Origin of the sequence: Kocuria sp. CPCC 204721, assembly GCF_040980945.1 — a bacterium.
In the GTDB taxonomy this organism is placed as follows: domain Bacteria; phylum Actinomycetota; class Actinomycetes; order Actinomycetales; family Micrococcaceae; genus Kocuria; species Kocuria marina.
The window spans coordinates 110,183-128,372 of sequence record NZ_JAVKPO010000004.1 but is presented as its reverse complement, the minus strand read 5'-3'; the positions used below and the strand labels follow the sequence as shown (position 1 = coordinate 128,372).

Annotated in this window: 15 protein-coding genes and 1 tRNA gene; 4 read left to right on the top strand and 12 right to left on the bottom strand. The window is 69.5% G+C overall.

Annotation, left to right across the window (positions count from 1 at the left end):
• Nucleotides 1–89: 89 nt before the first annotated feature.
• The 4 genes from thrC to argS all read right to left on the bottom strand — a co-directional run bounded on the left by thrC (nucleotide 90) and on the right by argS (nucleotide 5,854).
• A complete protein-coding gene (gene thrC, locus RF637_RS05780; protein ID WP_064845337.1) occupies nucleotides 90–1,199 on the bottom strand; it encodes a threonine synthase in 1,110 nt (369 codons plus the stop codon).
• A 62-nt stretch (nucleotides 1,200–1,261) separates the two neighbouring features.
• A complete protein-coding gene (locus RF637_RS05775; protein WP_368844369.1) occupies nucleotides 1,262–2,578 on the bottom strand; it encodes a homoserine dehydrogenase in 1,317 nt (438 codons plus the stop codon).
• 170 nt (nucleotides 2,579–2,748) lie between these two features.
• Entirely contained in the window at nucleotides 2,749–4,179 is a 1,431-nt protein-coding gene (gene lysA / locus RF637_RS05770; protein WP_368844368.1) for a diaminopimelate decarboxylase, read from the bottom strand.
• 4 nt (nucleotides 4,180–4,183) lie between these two features.
• Nucleotides 4,184–5,854, bottom strand: coding sequence for an arginine--tRNA ligase (gene argS / locus RF637_RS05765; RefSeq protein ID WP_167318347.1), 1,671 nt, complete (start codon nucleotides 5,852–5,854; stop codon nucleotides 4,184–4,186).
• Nucleotides 5,855–5,977: 123 nt separating this feature from the next.
• Between argS and RF637_RS05760 the strand changes: the two genes are divergently transcribed.
• A tRNA-Arg gene (locus RF637_RS05760) sits at nucleotides 5,978–6,053 on the top strand.
• 97 nt (nucleotides 6,054–6,150) lie between these two features.
• Here RF637_RS05760 and RF637_RS05755 read toward each other — a convergent pair.
• The 4 genes from RF637_RS05755 to RF637_RS05740 are packed head-to-tail and all read right to left on the bottom strand — an operon-like array spanning nucleotide 6,151 to nucleotide 9,391.
• Complete coding sequence (locus tag RF637_RS05755) at nucleotides 6,151–6,522, bottom strand: hypothetical protein (protein WP_064845341.1); 372 nt, start codon at nucleotides 6,520–6,522, stop codon at nucleotides 6,151–6,153.
• A gap of 4 nt (nucleotides 6,523–6,526) precedes the next feature.
• Complete coding sequence (locus RF637_RS05750; RefSeq protein WP_368844367.1) at nucleotides 6,527–7,435, bottom strand: ABC transporter ATP-binding protein; 909 nt, start codon at nucleotides 7,433–7,435, stop codon at nucleotides 6,527–6,529.
• A gap of 4 nt (nucleotides 7,436–7,439) precedes the next feature.
• Nucleotides 7,440–8,399, bottom strand: coding sequence for an ABC transporter permease (locus tag RF637_RS05745; RefSeq protein WP_313361902.1), 960 nt, complete (start codon nucleotides 8,397–8,399; stop codon nucleotides 7,440–7,442).
• Nucleotides 8,400–8,404: 5 nt separating this feature from the next.
• Entirely contained in the window at nucleotides 8,405–9,391 is a 987-nt protein-coding gene (locus RF637_RS05740; RefSeq protein ID WP_098056156.1) for an ABC transporter substrate-binding protein, read from the bottom strand.
• Nucleotides 9,392–9,556: 165 nt separating this feature from the next.
• Between RF637_RS05740 and hrpA the strand changes: the two genes are divergently transcribed.
• Entirely contained in the window at nucleotides 9,557–13,684 is a 4,128-nt protein-coding gene (hrpA, locus tag RF637_RS05735) for an ATP-dependent RNA helicase HrpA (protein WP_368844366.1), read from the top strand.
• Nucleotides 13,685–13,763: 79 nt separating this feature from the next.
• On the opposite strand, the gene RF637_RS05730 is transcribed toward hrpA, so the two are convergent.
• Together RF637_RS05730 and RF637_RS05725 are read right to left on the bottom strand one after the other, a co-directional pair.
• The gene (locus tag RF637_RS05730; RefSeq protein WP_035964690.1) at nucleotides 13,764–14,192 is read right to left on the bottom strand and encodes an HIT family protein; all 429 of its coding nucleotides are present in this window, start codon (nucleotides 14,190–14,192) and stop codon (nucleotides 13,764–13,766) included.
• A gap of 46 nt (nucleotides 14,193–14,238) precedes the next feature.
• Complete coding sequence (locus RF637_RS05725; RefSeq protein ID WP_144930691.1) at nucleotides 14,239–14,901, bottom strand: MBL fold metallo-hydrolase; 663 nt, start codon at nucleotides 14,899–14,901, stop codon at nucleotides 14,239–14,241.
• Between the two features lie 105 nt (nucleotides 14,902–15,006).
• Here RF637_RS05725 and RF637_RS05720 point away from each other — a divergent pair, with 105 nt between their 5' ends.
• Together RF637_RS05720 and RF637_RS05715 are read left to right on the top strand one after the other, a co-directional pair.
• Nucleotides 15,007–15,468 carry a Fur family transcriptional regulator gene (locus tag RF637_RS05720; protein WP_064845348.1) on the top strand — a complete coding sequence of 154 codons (462 nt, stop codon included), beginning with the start codon at nucleotides 15,007–15,009 and terminating at the stop codon, nucleotides 15,466–15,468.
• Between the two features lie 5 nt (nucleotides 15,469–15,473).
• Nucleotides 15,474–16,424: a diacylglycerol kinase family protein gene (locus RF637_RS05715; RefSeq protein ID WP_368844415.1), complete on the top strand. Its 951-nt coding sequence runs from the start codon at nucleotides 15,474–15,476 to the stop codon at nucleotides 16,422–16,424.
• On the opposite strand, the gene RF637_RS05710 is transcribed toward RF637_RS05715, so the two are convergent.
• The gene (locus RF637_RS05710; RefSeq protein ID WP_144998083.1) at nucleotides 16,346–17,341 is read right to left on the bottom strand and encodes a metal ABC transporter permease; all 996 of its coding nucleotides are present in this window, start codon (nucleotides 17,339–17,341) and stop codon (nucleotides 16,346–16,348) included. The two genes, RF637_RS05715 and RF637_RS05710, sit on opposite strands and share 79 nt — an antisense overlap.
• Nucleotides 17,338–18,189 carry a metal ABC transporter ATP-binding protein gene (locus tag RF637_RS05705; RefSeq protein ID WP_368844365.1) on the bottom strand — a complete coding sequence of 284 codons (852 nt, stop codon included), beginning with the start codon at nucleotides 18,187–18,189 and terminating at the stop codon, nucleotides 17,338–17,340. Before RF637_RS05705 ends, RF637_RS05710 begins: the two co-directional genes overlap by 4 nt.
• Between the last annotated feature and the right edge of the window lies 1 nt (nucleotide 18,190).

Here is an 18,190-nt window from a genome sequence, read left to right as displayed (position 1 = left end):
GGCGCCCGGCACGCTCCCGATGCGGGGTGCGCTGTCGGACATGTCGGTGCGGGTGGCGTGCAACGGTGCGTTATTCACGGCGGAGCCGGTCATTCCAGGCCGAGGGCCGAGGCCACGGAGACCACGTCGAAGGCCACGCGCTTGGGCTCGGCAGCCGTGGGGTCCTCGGCCTCGGCGCCCTTGATCGCCCACTGGGGGTCCTTCAGGCCGTGGCCCGTGACGGTCACCACGATCGTCGCGTCCGTGGGTACCTCCCCGGCCCGGGCCTTCTTGAGCAGACCCGCCACTCCGGATGCGGAGCCCGGTTCCACGAACACGCCCTCGCGGGACGAGAGCCAACGGTGGGCCTCGAGGATCTCGACGTCGCTCACGGAGTCGATGAGCCCGCCGGACTCGTCACGCGCGGCGATGGCCGTGTCCCAGGACGCGGGGTTGCCGATCCGGATCGCAGTCGCGATGGTCTCCGGTTCCGTCACGGGATGGCCCAGCACGAGAGGTGCGGCACCCTCCGCCTGGAAGCCCCACATGGCGGGCGTGCGGGTGGACACCGCGGGCAGGGTCTCACCCGAGGTGGCCGGGGTCTCCTGCGCGTACTCTCGGTAGCCCTTCCAGTACGCCGTGATGTTCCCGGCGTTGCCCACGGGCAGCACGTGGATGTCCGGGGCGTCGCCCAGTGTGTCCACGACCTCGAAGGCCGCGGTCTTCTGACCCTCGATCCGGTACGGGTTCACGGAGTTGACCAGGAAGACCGGGTAGGACTCGGAGAGCTTGCGCGCGACCTCCAGGCAGTTGTCGAAGTTGCCGTCGATCTGGATGATGTCCGCGCCGTGGGCCACGGCCTGGGACATTTTGCCCATGGAGATCTTGCCCTCCGGCACGAGCACCGCGCTGCGCATCCCGGCCTGCTTGGCGTACGCCGCCGCGGATGCGGACGTGTTGCCGGTGGACGCGCACACCACGGCCTTGGCCCCGGACTCCTTGGCCTTGGTGATGGCCATGGTCATCCCGCGGTCCTTGAACGAACCGGTGGGGTTCATGCCCTCGAACTTGAGCCACACCGTGGAGCCCGTGAGCTCGGACAGCGCCCGCGCCTGGATCAGAGGGGTGCCACCCTCTCCCATGGTGATGACCTCGGTCTGCTTGGTGACCGGCAACCGGTCCTTGTACTCGTTGATGACGCCCTGCCAGACGTGTGCCATGCCGCGTGCTCCTCGGTTCGAATCGTGGCCCCGCGCCGCGTGGTGCGCGGGGCGCTCAAGAATTATTCTCCGGCTTCCACCGGTGTGACGGACACGATGTCCCGCACCACGTCCAGCTCGCGCAGGGCCGCGACCGTGGCCATGAGGGACGCGTGTCGGCCGCTGTGCGTCACGAGCCGCAGCTGGGACATCCCGGGGGCGTCCGGGTCCTCGATCTGCAGCATCGTGGAGATCGAGACCCCGTGGTCCGCGAACACCTGGGCCAGTTGCGCGAGCGCACCCAGTCGGTCCGTGACGGCCACCGTGATGGACAGCCGCGTGGTGGCGTCGTCCATGCTCACGGCGGGCAGCGCCGCGTAGGCGTCGAGCGGGATGCCCTGAGCTCCCAGCGCGATCGCGCGCGCCGCGGAGACGAGGTCGCCCAGCACCGCCGACGCCGTGGGGTGACCACCCGCGCCCTGTCCGTAGAACATGAGGGAACCCGCGTTCGCGGCCTCCACGAACACCGCGTTGTACGCGCCGTGCACACCCGCGAGCACGTGGTCGCGCGGGATCATCACGGGGTTCACGCGCAGATTCACGCCGTCACCGCAGCGCTCGCCCACGGACAGCAGCTTGATCACGTACCCCGCCTCGCGGGCGGCCGCGACGTCCTGCGCCGTGATGCCCGTGATCCCCATGCAGTGCACGTCCGCGATCGTGTAGGTCGAGTGGAACGCGAGGGACGCGAGCACGGCGGCCTTGGCGGCGGCGTCGTGCCCCTCGACGTCCGCGGTGGGGTCCGCCTCGGCGTAGCCGAGCTCCTGAGCTTGCGCGAGGGCGTCGTCGAACGCGGCCCCCGTGGTGTCCATCTGGTCCAGGATGAAGTTGGTGGTCCCGTTCATGATGCCCAGGAAACGGTTGACCCGGTCCCCCGCGAGCGAGTCGCGCATGGGGCGCACGATGGGGATCGCGCCGGCCACTGCGGCCTCGTAGGACAACTGGGCGCCCGACGCCGCCGCGGCGTCGTGCAGTTCGCGCCCGTGCTCCGCGAGCAGCGCCTTGTTGCCCGTGATCACGGACTTCCCGGCGTTCAGGGCACGCAGCACACGCGTGCGCGTGGGTTCGATCCCGCCGGTCAGCTCCACCACCACGTCCGCGGCGTCGATCACCGCGTCCACGTCCGTGGTCAGCAGCTCCGCGGGCAGCTCCGTGTCCCGCGGGGCTTGCGGATTGCGCACGGCCACGCCGCTCAGCTCCAGGCACACGCCGCTGCGCAGGGCCAGCTCGTGGGCGTGGTTGAGCAGCACGCGGGCCACCTGGGAGCCCACGGTGCCGGCACCCAGCAGGCCCACTTTCAGCACGGGCGTCTCGCGGTCGGTTGCGGGTGAAGTGTTCATGGCTCCTGGTGTTCTGTCGGGGGCTTGCTGTCGGGGCGTGTCAATGGGTGGGGCCGCGCCCCGCGGGCGGTCGCGGCCCGATGGGCGCGGCGAGGCGGGCGCGGCGGGGCGGCGTCCGGCGCGGTGGCGGGGTGCGACGTCGCTCGCGTACCTCGACCGCGCCGGGCGGCTCACACCCCGGTGTCGCGGGCGAGCAGATCCGTGAGGGACTCGCGGCGCACGATCTCGCGGGTGGCACCGTCCGGTGCGACCGCCACGATCCCCGGGCGGGGCAGCCAGTTGTAATTGCTGGACAGGGACCAGCAATACGCACCGGTCACGGGCACCACGAGCAGGTCACCCGCGGTGACGTCCCCGGGGAGGTAGACGTCCTTGACCACGATGTCACCGGACTCGCAGTGCTTGCCGACCACGCGCGAGAGCACGGGCGACTCCTCGGACACGCGGTTGGCGAGCACAGCGGTGTAGTCGGCGTCGTAGAGCACGGGACGGGCGTTGTCGCTCATGCCGCCGTCCACGGACACGTACCGGCGCTGCACGCCCGGGCTGACCGTGACCGTCTTGACGGTGCCCACCGTATAGACCGTGCACCCGGAGGGTCCGGCGATGAACCGGCCCGGTTCGAAGGACAGGTGCGGGGTGGGCAGGTCCGAGGACTCGAGCACGGAGGTGAGCAGCGGGGCGAGGTCCGCGGCGATCGCGGCGACCTCGCGCGGGCTGTCCGCGGCGGTGTACGCCACACCGTGGCCGCCACCCAGGTCGATCTCGGGCAGCGTCACGTCCCAGCGCTCGGCCACGGTCTCGCGCAGCGCGAAGACGCGCTCGGCGGCCTGACCGAAGCCCTCCGCCGCGAAAATCTGGGATCCGATGTGGCAGTGCAGCCCGCGCAGGTCCAGTGCATCGGAGGCGTGAACGCATGCAGCCACGGCCACGAGTGCGGGAGAGTCCTCCCCCTCCTGCACGGGGTTCAGCGAGAGTCCGAACTTCTGGTCCTCGTGGGCGGTCGCGATGAACTCGTGCGTGGACGCGTGCACCCCCGGGGTCACGCGGATCATCACGGGCGCGCGGGTGCCGCGGTCGCGGGCCAGCCGTGCCACGAGCTCGATCTCGGCGAGCGAGTCCACGACGATGCGTCCCACGCCCACCTCGAGGGCCCGGTCGAGTTCCTCCGCGGACTTGTTGTTGCCGTGCAACGCGATCCGGCCCGGGGCCACACCCGCGGCGAGTGCCACGGCGAGTTCCCCGCCGGAGGCGGTGTCGATATTGAGGCCCTCCTCCGTGGCCCACCGCGCCACGGCGGTGTTCAGCAGGGCCTTGGAGGCGTAGTAGACCTCGAGTTCCACGCCGAGAGGATTCAGGGCGGCCTCGAACGCCTCGCGGAAACCGCGGGCGCGGTCCCGGAAGGTCCGTTCAGAGACCACGTAGCTCGGGGAACCGTGGCGCGCGGCGATCTCGGTCACGGGCACGGAATCCACGGTGACGCACCCCGTGTCATCCCGGGCGTACTGGGACGTGAAGACCACGGGGTCCAGTGTCGCGGGGTCCGCGGGGACCTGCAGCCAGGCCGGGGCGAGCGGGTGGGCGGGAGCGAGTTCGGTCATGGGATCACATCCTTTCGGGAGCGGAGACGCCCAGCAGGTCCAGCCCGTTGGCGAGGACCTGGCGCACGGCGTCGTTGAGCCACAGGCGGGTGTGGTGGACGGGCGCCACGGGGTCGTCGCCCTGCGGGGTGACCCGGCAGGCGTCGTACCAGCGGTGGTACGCCCCGGCCAGGGCCTCGAGGTGGCGCGCTACGCGGTGCGGTTCGCGCAGGGCCGCGGCCTGGGCGACGACGGACGGGTACTGTCCGAGCGCGGCCAATAGGTCCGCTTCACGCGGGTGCTCGAGCAGGGACGCGTCGAACCGGGTGGCACCGGCCTCGTCCGTGTGCGCGACACCGGCGGCGTGGGCGTTGCGTTCCACAGCGCACGTGCGTGCGTGGGCGTACTGGACGTAGAAGACCGGGTTCTCGTTGGAGCGCTTGGTCAGCACGTCCAAATCGATGTCGATGTTGGAGTCCACGGAATAGCGGGTCAGCGAGTACCGCGCGGCGTCCACGCCCACGGCCTCCACGAGGTCCTCCATGGTCACCACGGTGCCCGCGCGCTTGGACATCCGCACCGCGGTGCCGTCCTTGACCAGGTTGACCATCTGACCGATCAGCACCTCGACGGCGTCCGGGGAGTCCCCGAGCGCGGCCGCGGCGGCCTTGAGCCGGGCCACGTAGCCGTGGTGGTCCGCGCCGAGCATGTAGATGCACAGGTCCGCACCGCGGTCCCGCTTGTTCTTGAAGTAGGCGATGTCCCCCGCGATGTACGCGGCGTGACCGTCCGACTTGATGACCACGCGGTCCTTGTCGTCCCCGTGGTCGGTGGAGCGCAGCCACCACGCTCCGTCCTCGAAGTACAGCGCGTCCGAGGAACGCAGCTGGTCGAGCAGCTTCTCGACCTGGCCGTCCTCGAACAGCGAGTTCTCGTGGAAGAAGACGTCGAAGTCCACGCCGAAATCGTGCAGCGAGGATTTGATCTGGGCGAACATCAGTTCTACGCCCGCGGCGCGGAAGACCTCCTGCGGGTCCTCGGATTCCAGGGCGTCCGGGTGCTGGGCCAGGACCTCGTCCGCGATCTCGGAGATGTACTGCCCGCCGTAGCCGTCCTCCGGGGCGGCCTCCCCGCGGGCGCGGGCCAGCAGGGAACGGGCGAAGCGGTCGATCTGGTTGCCGTGGTCGTTGAAGTAGTACTCCCGCACGACCGAGGCACCCTGCGAATCCAGGATCCGGGCCAGGGAGTCACCCACGGCGGCCCACCGCGTGCCACCCAGGTGGATCGGACCGGTGGGGTTCGCGGAGACGAACTCGAGGTTGATGGTCGTGCCGGACAGGGTGTCCGCGGTCCCGAAGGCGCGCCCCTGTTCCACGATCGACTGCGCGAGCTCACCGGCCGCGGCGGCGTCGAGCGTGACGTTGAGGAAGCCCGGACCGGCGATGTCCACCGTCTTCACACCGGGGACGGCCGACAGGCGCTCGGAGAGGATCTGCGCGACGTCCCGGGGGGAACGGCCCACCTTCTTGGCCACCTGCATGGCCACGGTGGTGGCCCAGTCCCCGTGCTCACGGTTCTTGGGTCGCTCCACCTTCGCGTGCGGGAGTTCGGCGCCGTCCACCGGGGTCAGTTCACCGGCGGCCACGGCGTCTTGCAGGCATGCGGACACAGCGGAGGAAAGTTCTTCAGGAGTCACTGTGCCAGTGTAACGGCGCGGGAGCACCCCGCTCGATCCGCGCCGATTGGTGCGCCCGCGCGACCTGGTAGTATCGTCGAGTTGTCGTCGCGGGCCTCGTTCTCGGATCCTGTGACACCGCACGCCCGCGTAGCTCAGTGGATAGAGCGTCTGCCTCCGGAGCAGAAGGTCGTAGGTTCGAATCCTGTCGCGGGCACCACGAATGCCCTCCCCTCGGGGAGGGCATTTTCGCATTTTGGGGACCCCCACGCCCTACGGGGCCGGCACCCGGATCGCGGGTGGTTCGAGCTAGCGGGTCAGCGGTGACCGCGGCGCTGCTCGCGGGTCCTCAGGTGGGGGTTCAGCTCGAGTGGGTCGTACTCATTGACCACGGAGTCGCTGCCATAGTGCTCTTCGAGCAGTTGGTCCTCCTCCACCGGGCGGGGTGGAGCCGTGCGCCGCAGCACGACCCCCACGATCGTGAGCAAGCCACCCACCGCGAGGGTTCCGAAACCCACCGCGATCATGGTCCACCCGCGAGTGTTCAAGGGCTCTCCCCCGTGGTCAGCCGCGGCCCGGCTCATGGCCACGAGTGCCTCCGGGAGGGTGAAACAACACACGAACAACAAAAGCAGCCCCACCGCGGTGATGACGGACGTGAAACGTTGTCTGCGGTGGGGCTGCTTCATACGATCAATGGCCTTCCGGTGACACCCCCGGAGCGGAGGAACCACCCGTTGGGGCGCCGTGGGCGGGGGCACCCCGGGACGGGGCACCGGCCGGTTCGGCGCTGCGAGCTGTCTCCAGAAGCGTAGCGTCATCCAGGGCCGGTTCGCCCGTGGCCGCTTGCAGCTTGCGGAACTCGGCGAGCAGATCCGCCACGGTGGCCTCGGCCTTCTGCTGCGCGTCCAGCTCGAAAAGGATGCGACCCTCGTGCATCATGATGAGCCGGTTGCCCAGCCGCAGGGCCTGGTCCATGTTGTGCGTGACCATGAGCGTGGTCAGGTGACGCTCGTTCACGATCCGCTCGGTGATCTCCGTGACGTGCTGCGCACGCTCGGGATCCAGGGCGGCCGTGTGCTCGTCCAGTAACAAGATCTCGGGTGCGGAGAACGTGGCCATGAGCAGGGACAGCGCCTGGCGTTGCCCGCCGGACAGCAACCCCACCTTGGCCCCCAGCCGGTGCTCCAGACCCAGTTCGAGGGTCTTGAGCTCCTGCTCGAACTCGTGGCGTCGGGCGCGGGTGACGCCGCGCGCGAGACCACGGGAGCGACCGCGGCGCTGCGCGATGGCCATGTTCTGCTCAATGCTCAGGGTGGGCGAGGATCCCTTCATGGGGTCCTGGAACACCCGGGAGATCCACGTGGCCTTGCGGTGTTCGGGAAGCCGCGTGACGTCCCGGTCCCCCACCATGATCCGGCCGCTGTCCGGGATGATCGTCCCGGACACCGTGTTGAGCAGGGTGGACTTGCCCGCACCGTTGGAGCCGATGACCGTGACGAAGTCCCCGGGGTTGACCGTGAGGCTCACCCCGTTCAACGCCACGCGTTCGTTGACCGTCCCGGCGAAGAACGTCTTGTGCACGTCCTGTACGTTCAACATCCGATCACGCTCCCGTTCGTCCGGACACACCGGCGTCCACGGTGCGCCGGGCGCGGGATCGCACGTCCGCCTGCACCGCTTGCGCGGCCCTGAGGGTGCGGTGGCGCTTCCACCGCTTGTACACGCCGAGCTGCGGCAGCACGAGCGCGATCACCACGAGCACCGCGGAGATCAGCTTCATGTCCGAGGGGTTCAGTCCCGCCTGCAGCGCCACGGTGATCACCAGGCGGTACAGCACCGAGCCGAGGATCACCGCGAGCGTGGCGATCACCACGGTGCGCGTGCCGAAGATGCCCTGGCCGAGGATCACGGAGGCGAGGCCCACGACGATCATGCCGATGCCCATGCCGATGTCCGCGAAGCCCTGGTACTGCGCGATCAGGGCACCGGACAAGCCCACGAGGGCGTTGGACAGGCACAGACCGAGGATCTTCTGCCGGTCCGTATTCACCCCGAAGGAACGGATCATCTCCGGGTTGTCACCCGTGGCCTGCATGGCCAGGCCGGCGTCCGTGTACAGGAACCAGTCCAGTGCGAGCTTCACGAGCAGCACACCGGCCAACAACAACAACACTCCCACGACCGTCCCCTGCAGCCCGGCCTCGCGCAGGGGCGTGAAGACGGTCTCCTCGCGCAACAGCGCGAGGTTCGCCTTGCCACCCATAAGCCGCAGGTTCACGGAGTACAGGGCGGTCATGGTCAGGATGCCCGCGAGCAACCCGTTGATCCGCGCCTTGGTGTGCAACAGCGCGGTGATCAGACCGGCGAAGGCGCCGACCACGAAGCCCACGACGGTCGCAAACCACGGGCTGCCGCCGTGCAGGATCACCATGGCCGCGGTGGCTGCCCCGCTCGTGAAGGACTGGTCCACGGTCAGGTCCGGGAAGTCCAGCACGCGGAACGTGAGGTACACGCCCAGGGCCATGATCGCGTAGATCAGCCCCAGTTCGATTCCAGCGATCACCGGCGTTACTCGATGACCTGGTCGGCCTGGTCCCGCAGGCTCTGCGGGACCTCCACGCCCATGGCCTTGGCGGCCTTGGCGTTGATGATGAGCTTGGTCTCTTTCTGGGACTCCACGGCCATCTCGCCGGGCTTGGCGCCGTCCTTGAGGATGCGCACCGCCATCTCACCGGTCTGCTTACCCAGGTCCGTGTAGTTGATCCCCTGGGTTGCCAGGGCACCGCGCTCCACGGAGTCGCCCTCACCCGCGATCAACGGGATCTTCTTGGCCTCCGCCGCGGAGATCACGGCCTCGAGCCCGGCTACGACCTTGTTGTCGGTGGGCACGTAGATGGAGTCGGTGTCGAAGGACTCGGCGGCCTGGGCCACCTCCGCCGTGGTGGTCACGGTCTTCTCCTCAACCTTCAGACCCTCGGCCTGCGCGGCCTTCTTGGCCTCGTCCACCTGCACCTGGGAGTTGGTCTCACCGGAGCTGTAGATGATGCCCACGGACTTGGCGCCAGACTTGAGCTTCTTGATGAGCTGGATCTGCTCGGCCACGGGGTTCATGTCCGTGGTGCCGGTGACGTTGGCGCCGGGCGCATCCATGGAGTTCACGAGCCCCGCGTCCACGGGATCGGTCACGGCGGTGAACAGGACGGGCTTGTCCGTGACGGCCTGGGCCAAGGACTGGGCGGACGGCGTGGCGATGCCCAGGATCAGATCGTCGTTGGAGGACGCGAAGTTGGAGGCGATGTTGGTCGCGGTGGCCTGGTCGCCGGAGGCGTTCTGCACGTCCAGGGTCAGGTTCTCACCCTCCGTGTAGCCGCCGTCCTTGAGGGCCTGCACGAAACCTTCGCGGGCGGCGTCGAGCGAGGGGTGCTCCACGAACTGAGAAATGCCCACGGTGACCTTCTTGGTCTCACCGGACTGCCCACCGTTGTCGGATCCGCAACCTGTGAGCAGCAACGCCGCGGTGGTGGCCACGGCGGCGACCGGGAGTAAACGCTTCATGACGGGTAATTCCTTTCCCCGAGGATCAATGATGAGTGGATATTATCTAACAATCGGTCGAAAAAGAGACGCAGCTCACATGTGCGGACAATCGGGCGCGTCGTCGGGCTCCCGCAGCGGCCCGTGGGCGCGTGTCCGCCGGGGCCCGTAGACTCTTCCGTTGACATGACTGAGCCTCGCATCCAGCCCCGCATCGTGTACCCGAACGACCTCCCCGTCAGCGCGCGCCGGAAGGACATTATGGCCGCGATCCGCGATCACCAGGTCGTGGTCATCGCGGGTGAGACCGGTTCCGGCAAGACCACCCAGCTGCCCAAGATGTGTCTGGAGCTGGGTCTGGGGGACGGCGGTCTGATCGGTCACACCCAGCCGCGCAGGATTGCGGCGCGTTCGGTGGCCGAGCGCATCGCCCATGAACTCGGGCAGCGCGTGGGCGACACCGTGGGCTACCAGGTGCGCTTCACGTCCGAGGTGGGCAAGGACTCGCGGATCAAGCTCATGACGGACGGCATCCTGCTGGCCGAGATCGGCCACGACCCGCAGCTGTCGCGCTACAACGCGATCATCATCGACGAGGCCCACGAGCGCTCCCTCAACATCGACTTCCTGCTGGGCTACCTCAAGCGACTGCTCCCCCAGCGCCCGGACCTGAAGGTCGTCATCACGTCCGCGACGATCGACCCGCAACGCTTCGCCGAGCACTTCGTGCTGCCGGACCCGCAGCACCCGGACGCCGACCCAGAGCCCGCCCCGATCATCGAGGTCTCCGGGCGCACCTACCCCGTGGAGATCCGCTACCGGCCACTGGCCCAGGAGCGCAGCGGGGACGGCGGCGAGGACGAGGACAACACCGGCGACGGGCTCGTGGACGAGGACCGCGACCCGATCGACGCCGTGTGCGACGCCGTCGTGGAACTCTCGCGCGAACCCCGCGGGGACATCCTCGTGTTCTTCGCGGGCGAGCGTGAGATCCGGGACGCCCAGGACGCGCTGCACAAGGTCATCGACTCGCACCGCTCCCTGGCCGGGACCCAGATCCTGCCGCTGTTCGGGCGGCTGTCCATGGCCGAACAGAACCGCGTGTTCGCGCCGTCCTCGCACCGCCGGATCGTGCTCGCGACCAACGTGGCCGAGACCTCGCTCACGGTCCCGGGCATCAAGTACGTGATCGACCCGGGCACCGCCCGGATCTCCCGGTACTCGGCGCGCACCAAGGTCCAGCGCTTGCCCATCGAGCGCATCTCCCAGGCGTCGGCGCGGCAGCGCGCGGGGCGCTCGGGGCGTACGTCCGACGGCGTGTGCATCCGGTTGTACTCCGAGGAGGACTTCGAGTCCCGGCCGGAGTACACGGACCCGGAGATCCTGCGCACGAACCTCGCCGCGGTCATCCTGCAGATGATCTCGGTGGGCGTGGTGGAGCAACCCCACGACATCACCCAGTTCCCGTTCGTGCAGAAACCCGATGCGCGCGCGGTCAAGGACGGCGTGGTGCTGCTGCGCGAACTCGGTGCCCTGCGCTCGGGCGCGGCGGACGCGGGCGACGACGCGGCGTCGTCGTCCGCGCGTGACGGGCACCGGGGGCGGCGCTCGCGGTCCGGGCGCCACCGCGGTCGGCAGAGCGGACCGCGGGGTCCGCTGACCCGCACGGGCGAGGTGCTCGCCGCGCTGCCGGTGGACCCACGACTGGGCCGGATGATCGTGGAGTCGCAGCGCCGGGGGTGCGTGCGCGAGGTGCTCGTGCTCACGGCCGCGCTCACGGTGCAGGACCCGCGGGAACGCCCGCTCGAGAAGCGCCAGGCGGCGGACGAGTTCCACGCGCGCTTCCGCGACAAGACCTCCGACTTCCTGTCCTACGGTCTGCTGTGGCAGTACCTGCAGGAGCAGCAGAGCGAGCTGTCCTCGTCCCAGTTCCGCAAGCTGTGCCGACGTGAGTACCTGAACTTCCTGCGGATCCGCGAGTGGCAGGACCTCTACGCGCAGTTGCGACAGATCGCACGCCAGGTGGGGATCGATGCCGGGGCGTCCCGGGAGATCGACGTCGCCTCGCACCAGGAGGCCGTGCACAAGAGCCTGCTGTCCGGGCTGCTGAGCAACATCGGCGTGCGGGACGAACGCACGCGCGAGTACCGCGGCGCGCGCGGGACCAAGTTCGCGATCTTCCCGGGCTCGGCCCTGTTCAAGACGTCCCCGGACTGGCTCGTGTCCGCGGAGCTCGTGGAGACCTCCCGATTGTGGGCGCGCACCAACGCGGCGATCAGGCCCGAGTGGGCCGAGGAGATCGCGCCGCAGCTCGTCAAGCGCAGCTACTCCGAACCCCACTGGTCCCGTTCCCGCGGGGCCGTGATGGCGTACGAGAAGGTCACGCTCTACGGGCTGCCCGTGGTGTCCGAGCGGCCCGTGTTGTTCTCCCGGATCGATCCCGAACTCTCCCGGGAACTGTTCATCCGCCACGCGCTCGTGGAGGGCGACTGGCAGACCCGCCACACGTTCGTCAAGCGCAATCGCAAGGCCCTGGCCCAGGTCGAGGAGCTCGAGAACCGCATGCGCCGCAAGGACCTGCGCGTGGACGACCAGGTGCTGTTCGACTTCTACGACGCGCGCGTGCCCGCGGACGTTGTCTCCCAGCGGCATTTCGATGCGTGGTGGAAGAAGGCCCGCCAGCGGGACGAGCACCTGCTGGACCTCACTCCCGAGGACCTGATCGCGCCCGAGGTCGCGGAGCTGGACACGGCCTCCTTCCCGCGGTCCTGGACCGTGGCATCCCCGGACGGCGAGCTGAGTCTGGACCTGGACTACGAATTCGCGCCCGGGGCGGAGACCGCGGACGGCGTCACGGTGCGGGTCCCCGTGCTGTTCCTGGACCGACTGGCCCCCGAGCAGTTCGAATGGCACATCCCCGGGCTGCGTGTGGAGCTCGTGACCGCGCTGATCAAATCGCTGCCCAAGGCCGTGCGGCGCAACTTCGTGCCCGCCCCGGACACCGCCGTCACCGCCGTGAAGCACCTGGACGCCGAGTTCGATCCGGCCCGCGACTCCCTCCTGGAGTCCCTGGCCACCGTTCTGCGGCGGTTGCGGGGCCACCCCGTCCAGGCCTCGGACTTCCACCCGGAGGCCCTGCCCGCCCACCTGCGCATGCGCTTCGAGGTGCGCGACGCCCGCAACTCGGTACTGGGCCGGGGCGACGACCTCACGGAGCTCAAACAGCGGTTGCGGCCCAAGGTCCGCGCGGCGCTCGCCGAGTCCCTCGGGGGCGCTGCGGCCCAGCTGTACGACGCCGCTCGGGGCAGCGCCGAGGGTTCGGCCTCGTCCGGTGACGACGCCGCCGCGGCCCGTCGCGGTCGCGGCAAGCGGGGCTCGGCGCGACCGGCCCCAGGGACTTCCCCCGGATCCGGCGCACCCCAGGCCGCCTCGCTGGAACGCACCGACCTCACGGCGTGGCCCGAACCCGATCCGCCGCGCCGCGTGGAGACGACCGTGGCGGGTCAGACGGTCACGGGATACCCCACACTCGTGGCGGTGCGGGACACCGATGCTTCGCAGCCACCCCGCGTGGACCTGCGGATCCTGAGCGACGCGGAGGAACAGCGCGCCGCGCAACGCGACGGCGTGATCGCCCTGCTGCACCGGACCCTGCCGTCCGTGCACCGCTACGTGGTGGACCACCTGAGCCAGAAGGAACGGTTGATCTTCACCCAGAACCCCCACGGTTCGGTCGAGGCGCTCATCACCGATTGCACGATCGCCGCGATCGACCGGCTGGTACCCGAGGAGCCGCCGTTCACGCGGGACCAGTTCCGGGCGGTCGCGGAGCACGTACGCGCCGAGCTGATCGACACGGTCTTCGCCGTCACCGCGCTCGTGACCACCGCGCTCACCGAGTCCAACACCGTGCGCAAACGGTTGAAGAAACCCGGGTCACTCGGGGCGGTCGCCGCGTTCAAGGACATGTCCGAGCAGCTCTCCCGCTTGATCCATCCCGGCTTCGTGGCCCGCACCGGGTGGCGGGCCCTGCAGCACGTGCCGCGCTACCTCGCGGGGATCAACGTGCGCCTGGACAAACTCTCCGGCCACCTGCAGCGGGACGCCGTGGCCATGCAGACCGTGCACGATCTCGAGGCCGAGTACCGCGCCGCGGTGGACGCCGTCCCCTCGACCGTACCCACGCCCGCTGCGCTGCGGGCCGTGCGCTGGGACCTCGAGGAACTGCGCATCTCGTTCTTCGCGCAGGAACTGGGCACCGCGCACACGGTGTCGGAGAAGCGGATCCGCAAGCGGTTGCGCGAGCTCGGCTGAGCGACACCGGCGGTTAAAGCCCGCCAGCGACGGGTGCATTGCACCCGCCGCCGGTACCCGTGAGCGAGGCCGTCGGTCGCTACTGCTGCGGGACCTCGTCCTGGTGGCCCTGGGCCTCGAGGGCCTCGCGGATCCGGCGGGCAGACTCGTCCAGGACCGCGGGGTCCGGGTCCTGATCCACCTGGGCGAAGTCGAACTCCTCGATCGAATTGGTGGGCCACACGTGCAGGTGGGTGTGGGGCACCTCGAAGCCCTGGATCATGAGCCCCACCCGTTTGGGCGTGAACGCGGCGTCGATGGCCTTGCCGATGAACTGGCTGACCTTCATGAGGTGCATGGCCAGCTCCACGGGTAGGTCCACCCACGCGTCGATCTCCTGGCGCGGGACCACCAGGACGTGGCCCTGGGACAGGGGCTGGATGGACAGGAAGCCCACGCAGTGCTCGTCCGCCCAGACGAACCGGCCGGGCAGTTCGCCCTCGATGATCCTGGTGAACACTGAACTCACGGTGATGTCCTTTCCGTCGGGTGGAACCGGCTGGTGGCCGGATGGGTCATGCGGTGTGGAGCTCCACGCTCTCGCGAGTGTCCAGGTGCCGGTACTCGGTCCCGTAGACCTGCGAGAAATGCTTGACCTGCTTCTCCACGACACCGAAGCCCGTCTCGGAGAGCAGCGCGTCGTGGATCTGGTACACCCGCTGCGCGCGGGTCGCGATGATGAAGTCGATGACCTCGGACATCTTGGACCACGGGGCGTGCAACGGGACCAGGACCGTGGGAACGGTGAGCCCGTGCGGGACAGTGAAGGAGTCCCCGGGGTGGAACACGGCGTCGTCGATCACGTAGCCCACGTTGGCGATGGTGGGGATGAGGGGGTGGATCAGTGCGTGCTGGCCCCCGTACGTGGCCACGGAGAACGGCCCCGCGGTGAACGTGGTGTCCGCCGACACGGCGTGCAACCGGTCCGTGTCCGTGATGTGCTCCGCGAGCTTCTCGATCACCTGGCCCGGGGCATGCACCGTGAGCTCGGGATCCGCCGAAAGGGCGGCGCCCAGCCGCTCGGCGTCGTAGTGGTCCGGGTGCTCGTGGGTGATGAGGACCGTGTCCGCTCCGCGCAGTGCCTCCTCGACCTCGGAGAACGTGCCCGGGTCGATCACGAGCACCGCGCCGTCCTTCTCGAGGCGCACGCACGAGTGGGTGAACTTGGTCAGCAACATGGCTTCACCCTAGCGGCTCGGTCCGGCCATGACGACGCCGCCTGTGCATGTCCGCGCCGCACGTTAAGATGTCCCGGACGACCGCTCGCGGAAAGGACACCTGGGTTGAGCACCAAGACCACCGGAACCGCGGAGGTTCGCAACACCAAGCAGCGCCGTGCCGTGACCGGCGCGCTGCAGGGGTTGGAGGACTTCATCTCCACGCAGGACCTGCACCGGCTGTTGCGCGATCGCGGACAGTCGGTGTCCCTGGCCACCACGTACCGGATCCTGCAGTCCATGGCCGAGCTGGGTCAGGTGGATGTGCTGCGCAACGCCGAGGGCGAGGCCATCTACCGCCGGTGCGAGGCCGAGCACCACCACCATCACATCGTGTGCCGCTCGTGCGGCGCGGCCGTGGAACTCGAGGCTCCGGACGTCGAGACATGGGCGGAGGAGACCGCGCGCCGCTACGGCTACGCGGACGTGGACCACACCGTGGAGATCTCCGGGATCTGTGCCGAGTGCGGGGCCCGGGGCCGCGTCGAGTCCTCCGACGCCCGAGAAACCGCGAAACCCGCCCGGTGACCCGGATGTCACGCCGCGAGATCCTGCTCGTCCACAACGGCGCCTCCCTCGTGGGCCGGAATGCGTGCGAGCGCGCCGTGGGCATCCTGCGGGCCGGCGGCTACGACCCCCGACCGCTCAGCGCTGCCACCGCCCAGGCCCTCTCCCGCGATCTCACCGCGACCCTGCGCAACGCGTCCACCCGGATCGCCGCGGTCGTCGCGGTCGGCGGAGACGGCATGGTCCACCTGGTCCTGCAGTCACTGAACCGGCTGCGCGAGCAAGGCGTCGAGTTCCCGTTCGGACTGATCCCGGCCGGTTCCGGCAACGATCTGGCCCGGTTCCACGGTGTACCCGTGGGGGACGTCGAACGCGCTGCGGGCCGGGTGCTGCGCGGACTCGAGTCCCCCGAACGCAGCATGGACCTCGTGCACGTCACGTGCGCGGACGGCAGCCACCACGTGTGCGCGACCGCGGTGTGCCTCGGCCTCGACGCCCGCGTGAACGCGCGCGCCAACCGCTGGTCCAGCGTCACGCACTCGGTCAAGTACGTCGCCGCGCTCGCCGTGGAGGCCTTCTCCATGCGCGCGCGGCGTTACGACCTGAGCTGGACCGGCCCGGACGGCGCGTGCCACGTGAGTGACTGCACGCTGACCTTCCTGGCGCTGACCAACACCTCGTCGATCGGGGGCGGGCTGACCATCGTTCCCCGCGCGGATCCCACGGACGGCTCGGGTGAGCTGTTCATGGTCTCCGACGTGGGCGCGCTGCGGCTCGCGTGGCTATTCCCCCGCTTGTTCCTGGGCACGCACGAATCCCTACGGGAGGTCACCGTGGTGCCCGCCACGACCGCGACCATCGCGGCCCACGGCATCCCTTCCGAGCCGCGGGACGCGGCCTACGGCGACGGCGAACGGTTGGGTCCGCTGCCCGCCTCGCTCAAGGTGCTCCCCGCCGCGGTGCGCGTCCTGCTCTGAACCGCGCGACCGGCGCCGAGCGGCGTCGTCGACCGCGGTGTCGAACGGCGATACGACGACGAGCGCTCACGCACCGCGCGCACGCACCGCGAGACGAGCCACACGACGAACGAGATGGTCGTGACGTACGGGCTGATCGGGACGTTGCCGCCCAGCGCCAGGAGGATCCCGCCCACCATGGCGAGCTCGGCGAAGACCACGGAGAGCACCACGGTGCGCGCGGGACTCGAGGTGAGGTTCATGGCCGCCGCGGCCGGGGTGATCAGAAGCGCGAGCACGAGCAGCGCGCCCACGATCTGCACGGACATCGCGACCGAGATCCCCAGCACGACCATGAACACGATCGCCAACGAGCGCATCGGCAGCCCCTTGGCCCGGGCCACGAGCGGGTCCGTGCTCGCGAACGTCAGCGGCCGCCACACCACAAGCAGCGTGGCGAGCACCACCACGGACAGCACGATCATCGACGTCAACTGCAGGGAGGACACGGAGACGATCTGGCCCGTGAGCAAGGAGAACTTGTTGGAGGATCTGCCCTCGTAGAGGGACAGGAAGAGGATCCCGAGTCCCAGGCCGAAGGGCATGAGCACGCCCACGAACGAGTTGCCCTCCCGCGCGCGCAGGCCCATGAACCCCATGATGAGCGCGGCGAGCACGGACCCCACGAGGGACCCGGTGACCACATCGGAGCCGACCAACAGGGCCGCGGCGGCACCGGCGAAGGACAGCTCCGCGATCCCGTGCACCGAGAACGCGAGATCGCGCATCATCACGAACGTGCCCACGAGCCCGCCCACCAAGCCAAGCACCGCGCCCGCCCACACGGAGTTACGCAGCAGGGACAGCAGCTCGCCGTAGTTGTCGAAGACGAACACGGAACCGAACAATGAGTTCCAGTCGATCGCGGCTAGGCTCACAGGATCAGCTCCTCCGGGGAATCGGTGTGGTGGGAGCTGTCCGGACGCCCGGCCACGAGGATGCGACCGTTGCTGCGCAGCACCTCGACGCGGGTCCCGTACAGCTCGGAGAGCACGTCCGAACGCAGCACCTGCTCCGGCGTGCCGATCCGGAACGAGCCGTTGGCCAGGTAGAGGATCCGGTCCACGTGCTCGATGATCGGGTTCACGTCATGGGTCACGAAGACCACGGCGCACCCGCTGCGTTCACGTTGTTCGTGCACGAGTTCGCTCACCACGTGCTGGTGATGCAGGTCCAGGGACAGCAGGGCCTCGTCGCACAGCACGAGCGTGGGGTCCGCGGCGAGCGCCTGGGCCACGCGCAGGCGCTGTTGCTCACCCCCGGACAGCACGCCCACGGGGGCGTCCGCGTAGTCGGTGGCACCCACGCGTTCGAGCAACTCGTCCACGGTGCGGTGCACGCGGCGTGGATGCAGTCGGATCCCCCAGCGGTGCCCGTCCACGCCCTGCGCCACGAGGTCCCGGGCCCGCAGCGGCGTGCGCGCCGGGAAGCCGCGCTGTTGGGGCACGTACCCCACGCGGGCGGCGGCGGCCCGCGGACGGGTCCCGTTGACGCGTACGGTCCCGCTCGTGAGCGGGAGCAGCCCCAGCAGCACGCGCAGGAAGCTCGTCTTGCCGGTCCCGTTGGAGCCCAGGACCGCGAGGTACTCCCCCGGGGCGACGTCCAGGTCCAGACCGGACCACAGGGTGCGGTCCCCGAAGTCCAGGCGCGCGTCCCTGAGCCGGACGACGGCGTCGTCGGCCCCGGAACGGGCGGCCACCTCGGGTGCGGATTGGGGTGCGTTCATG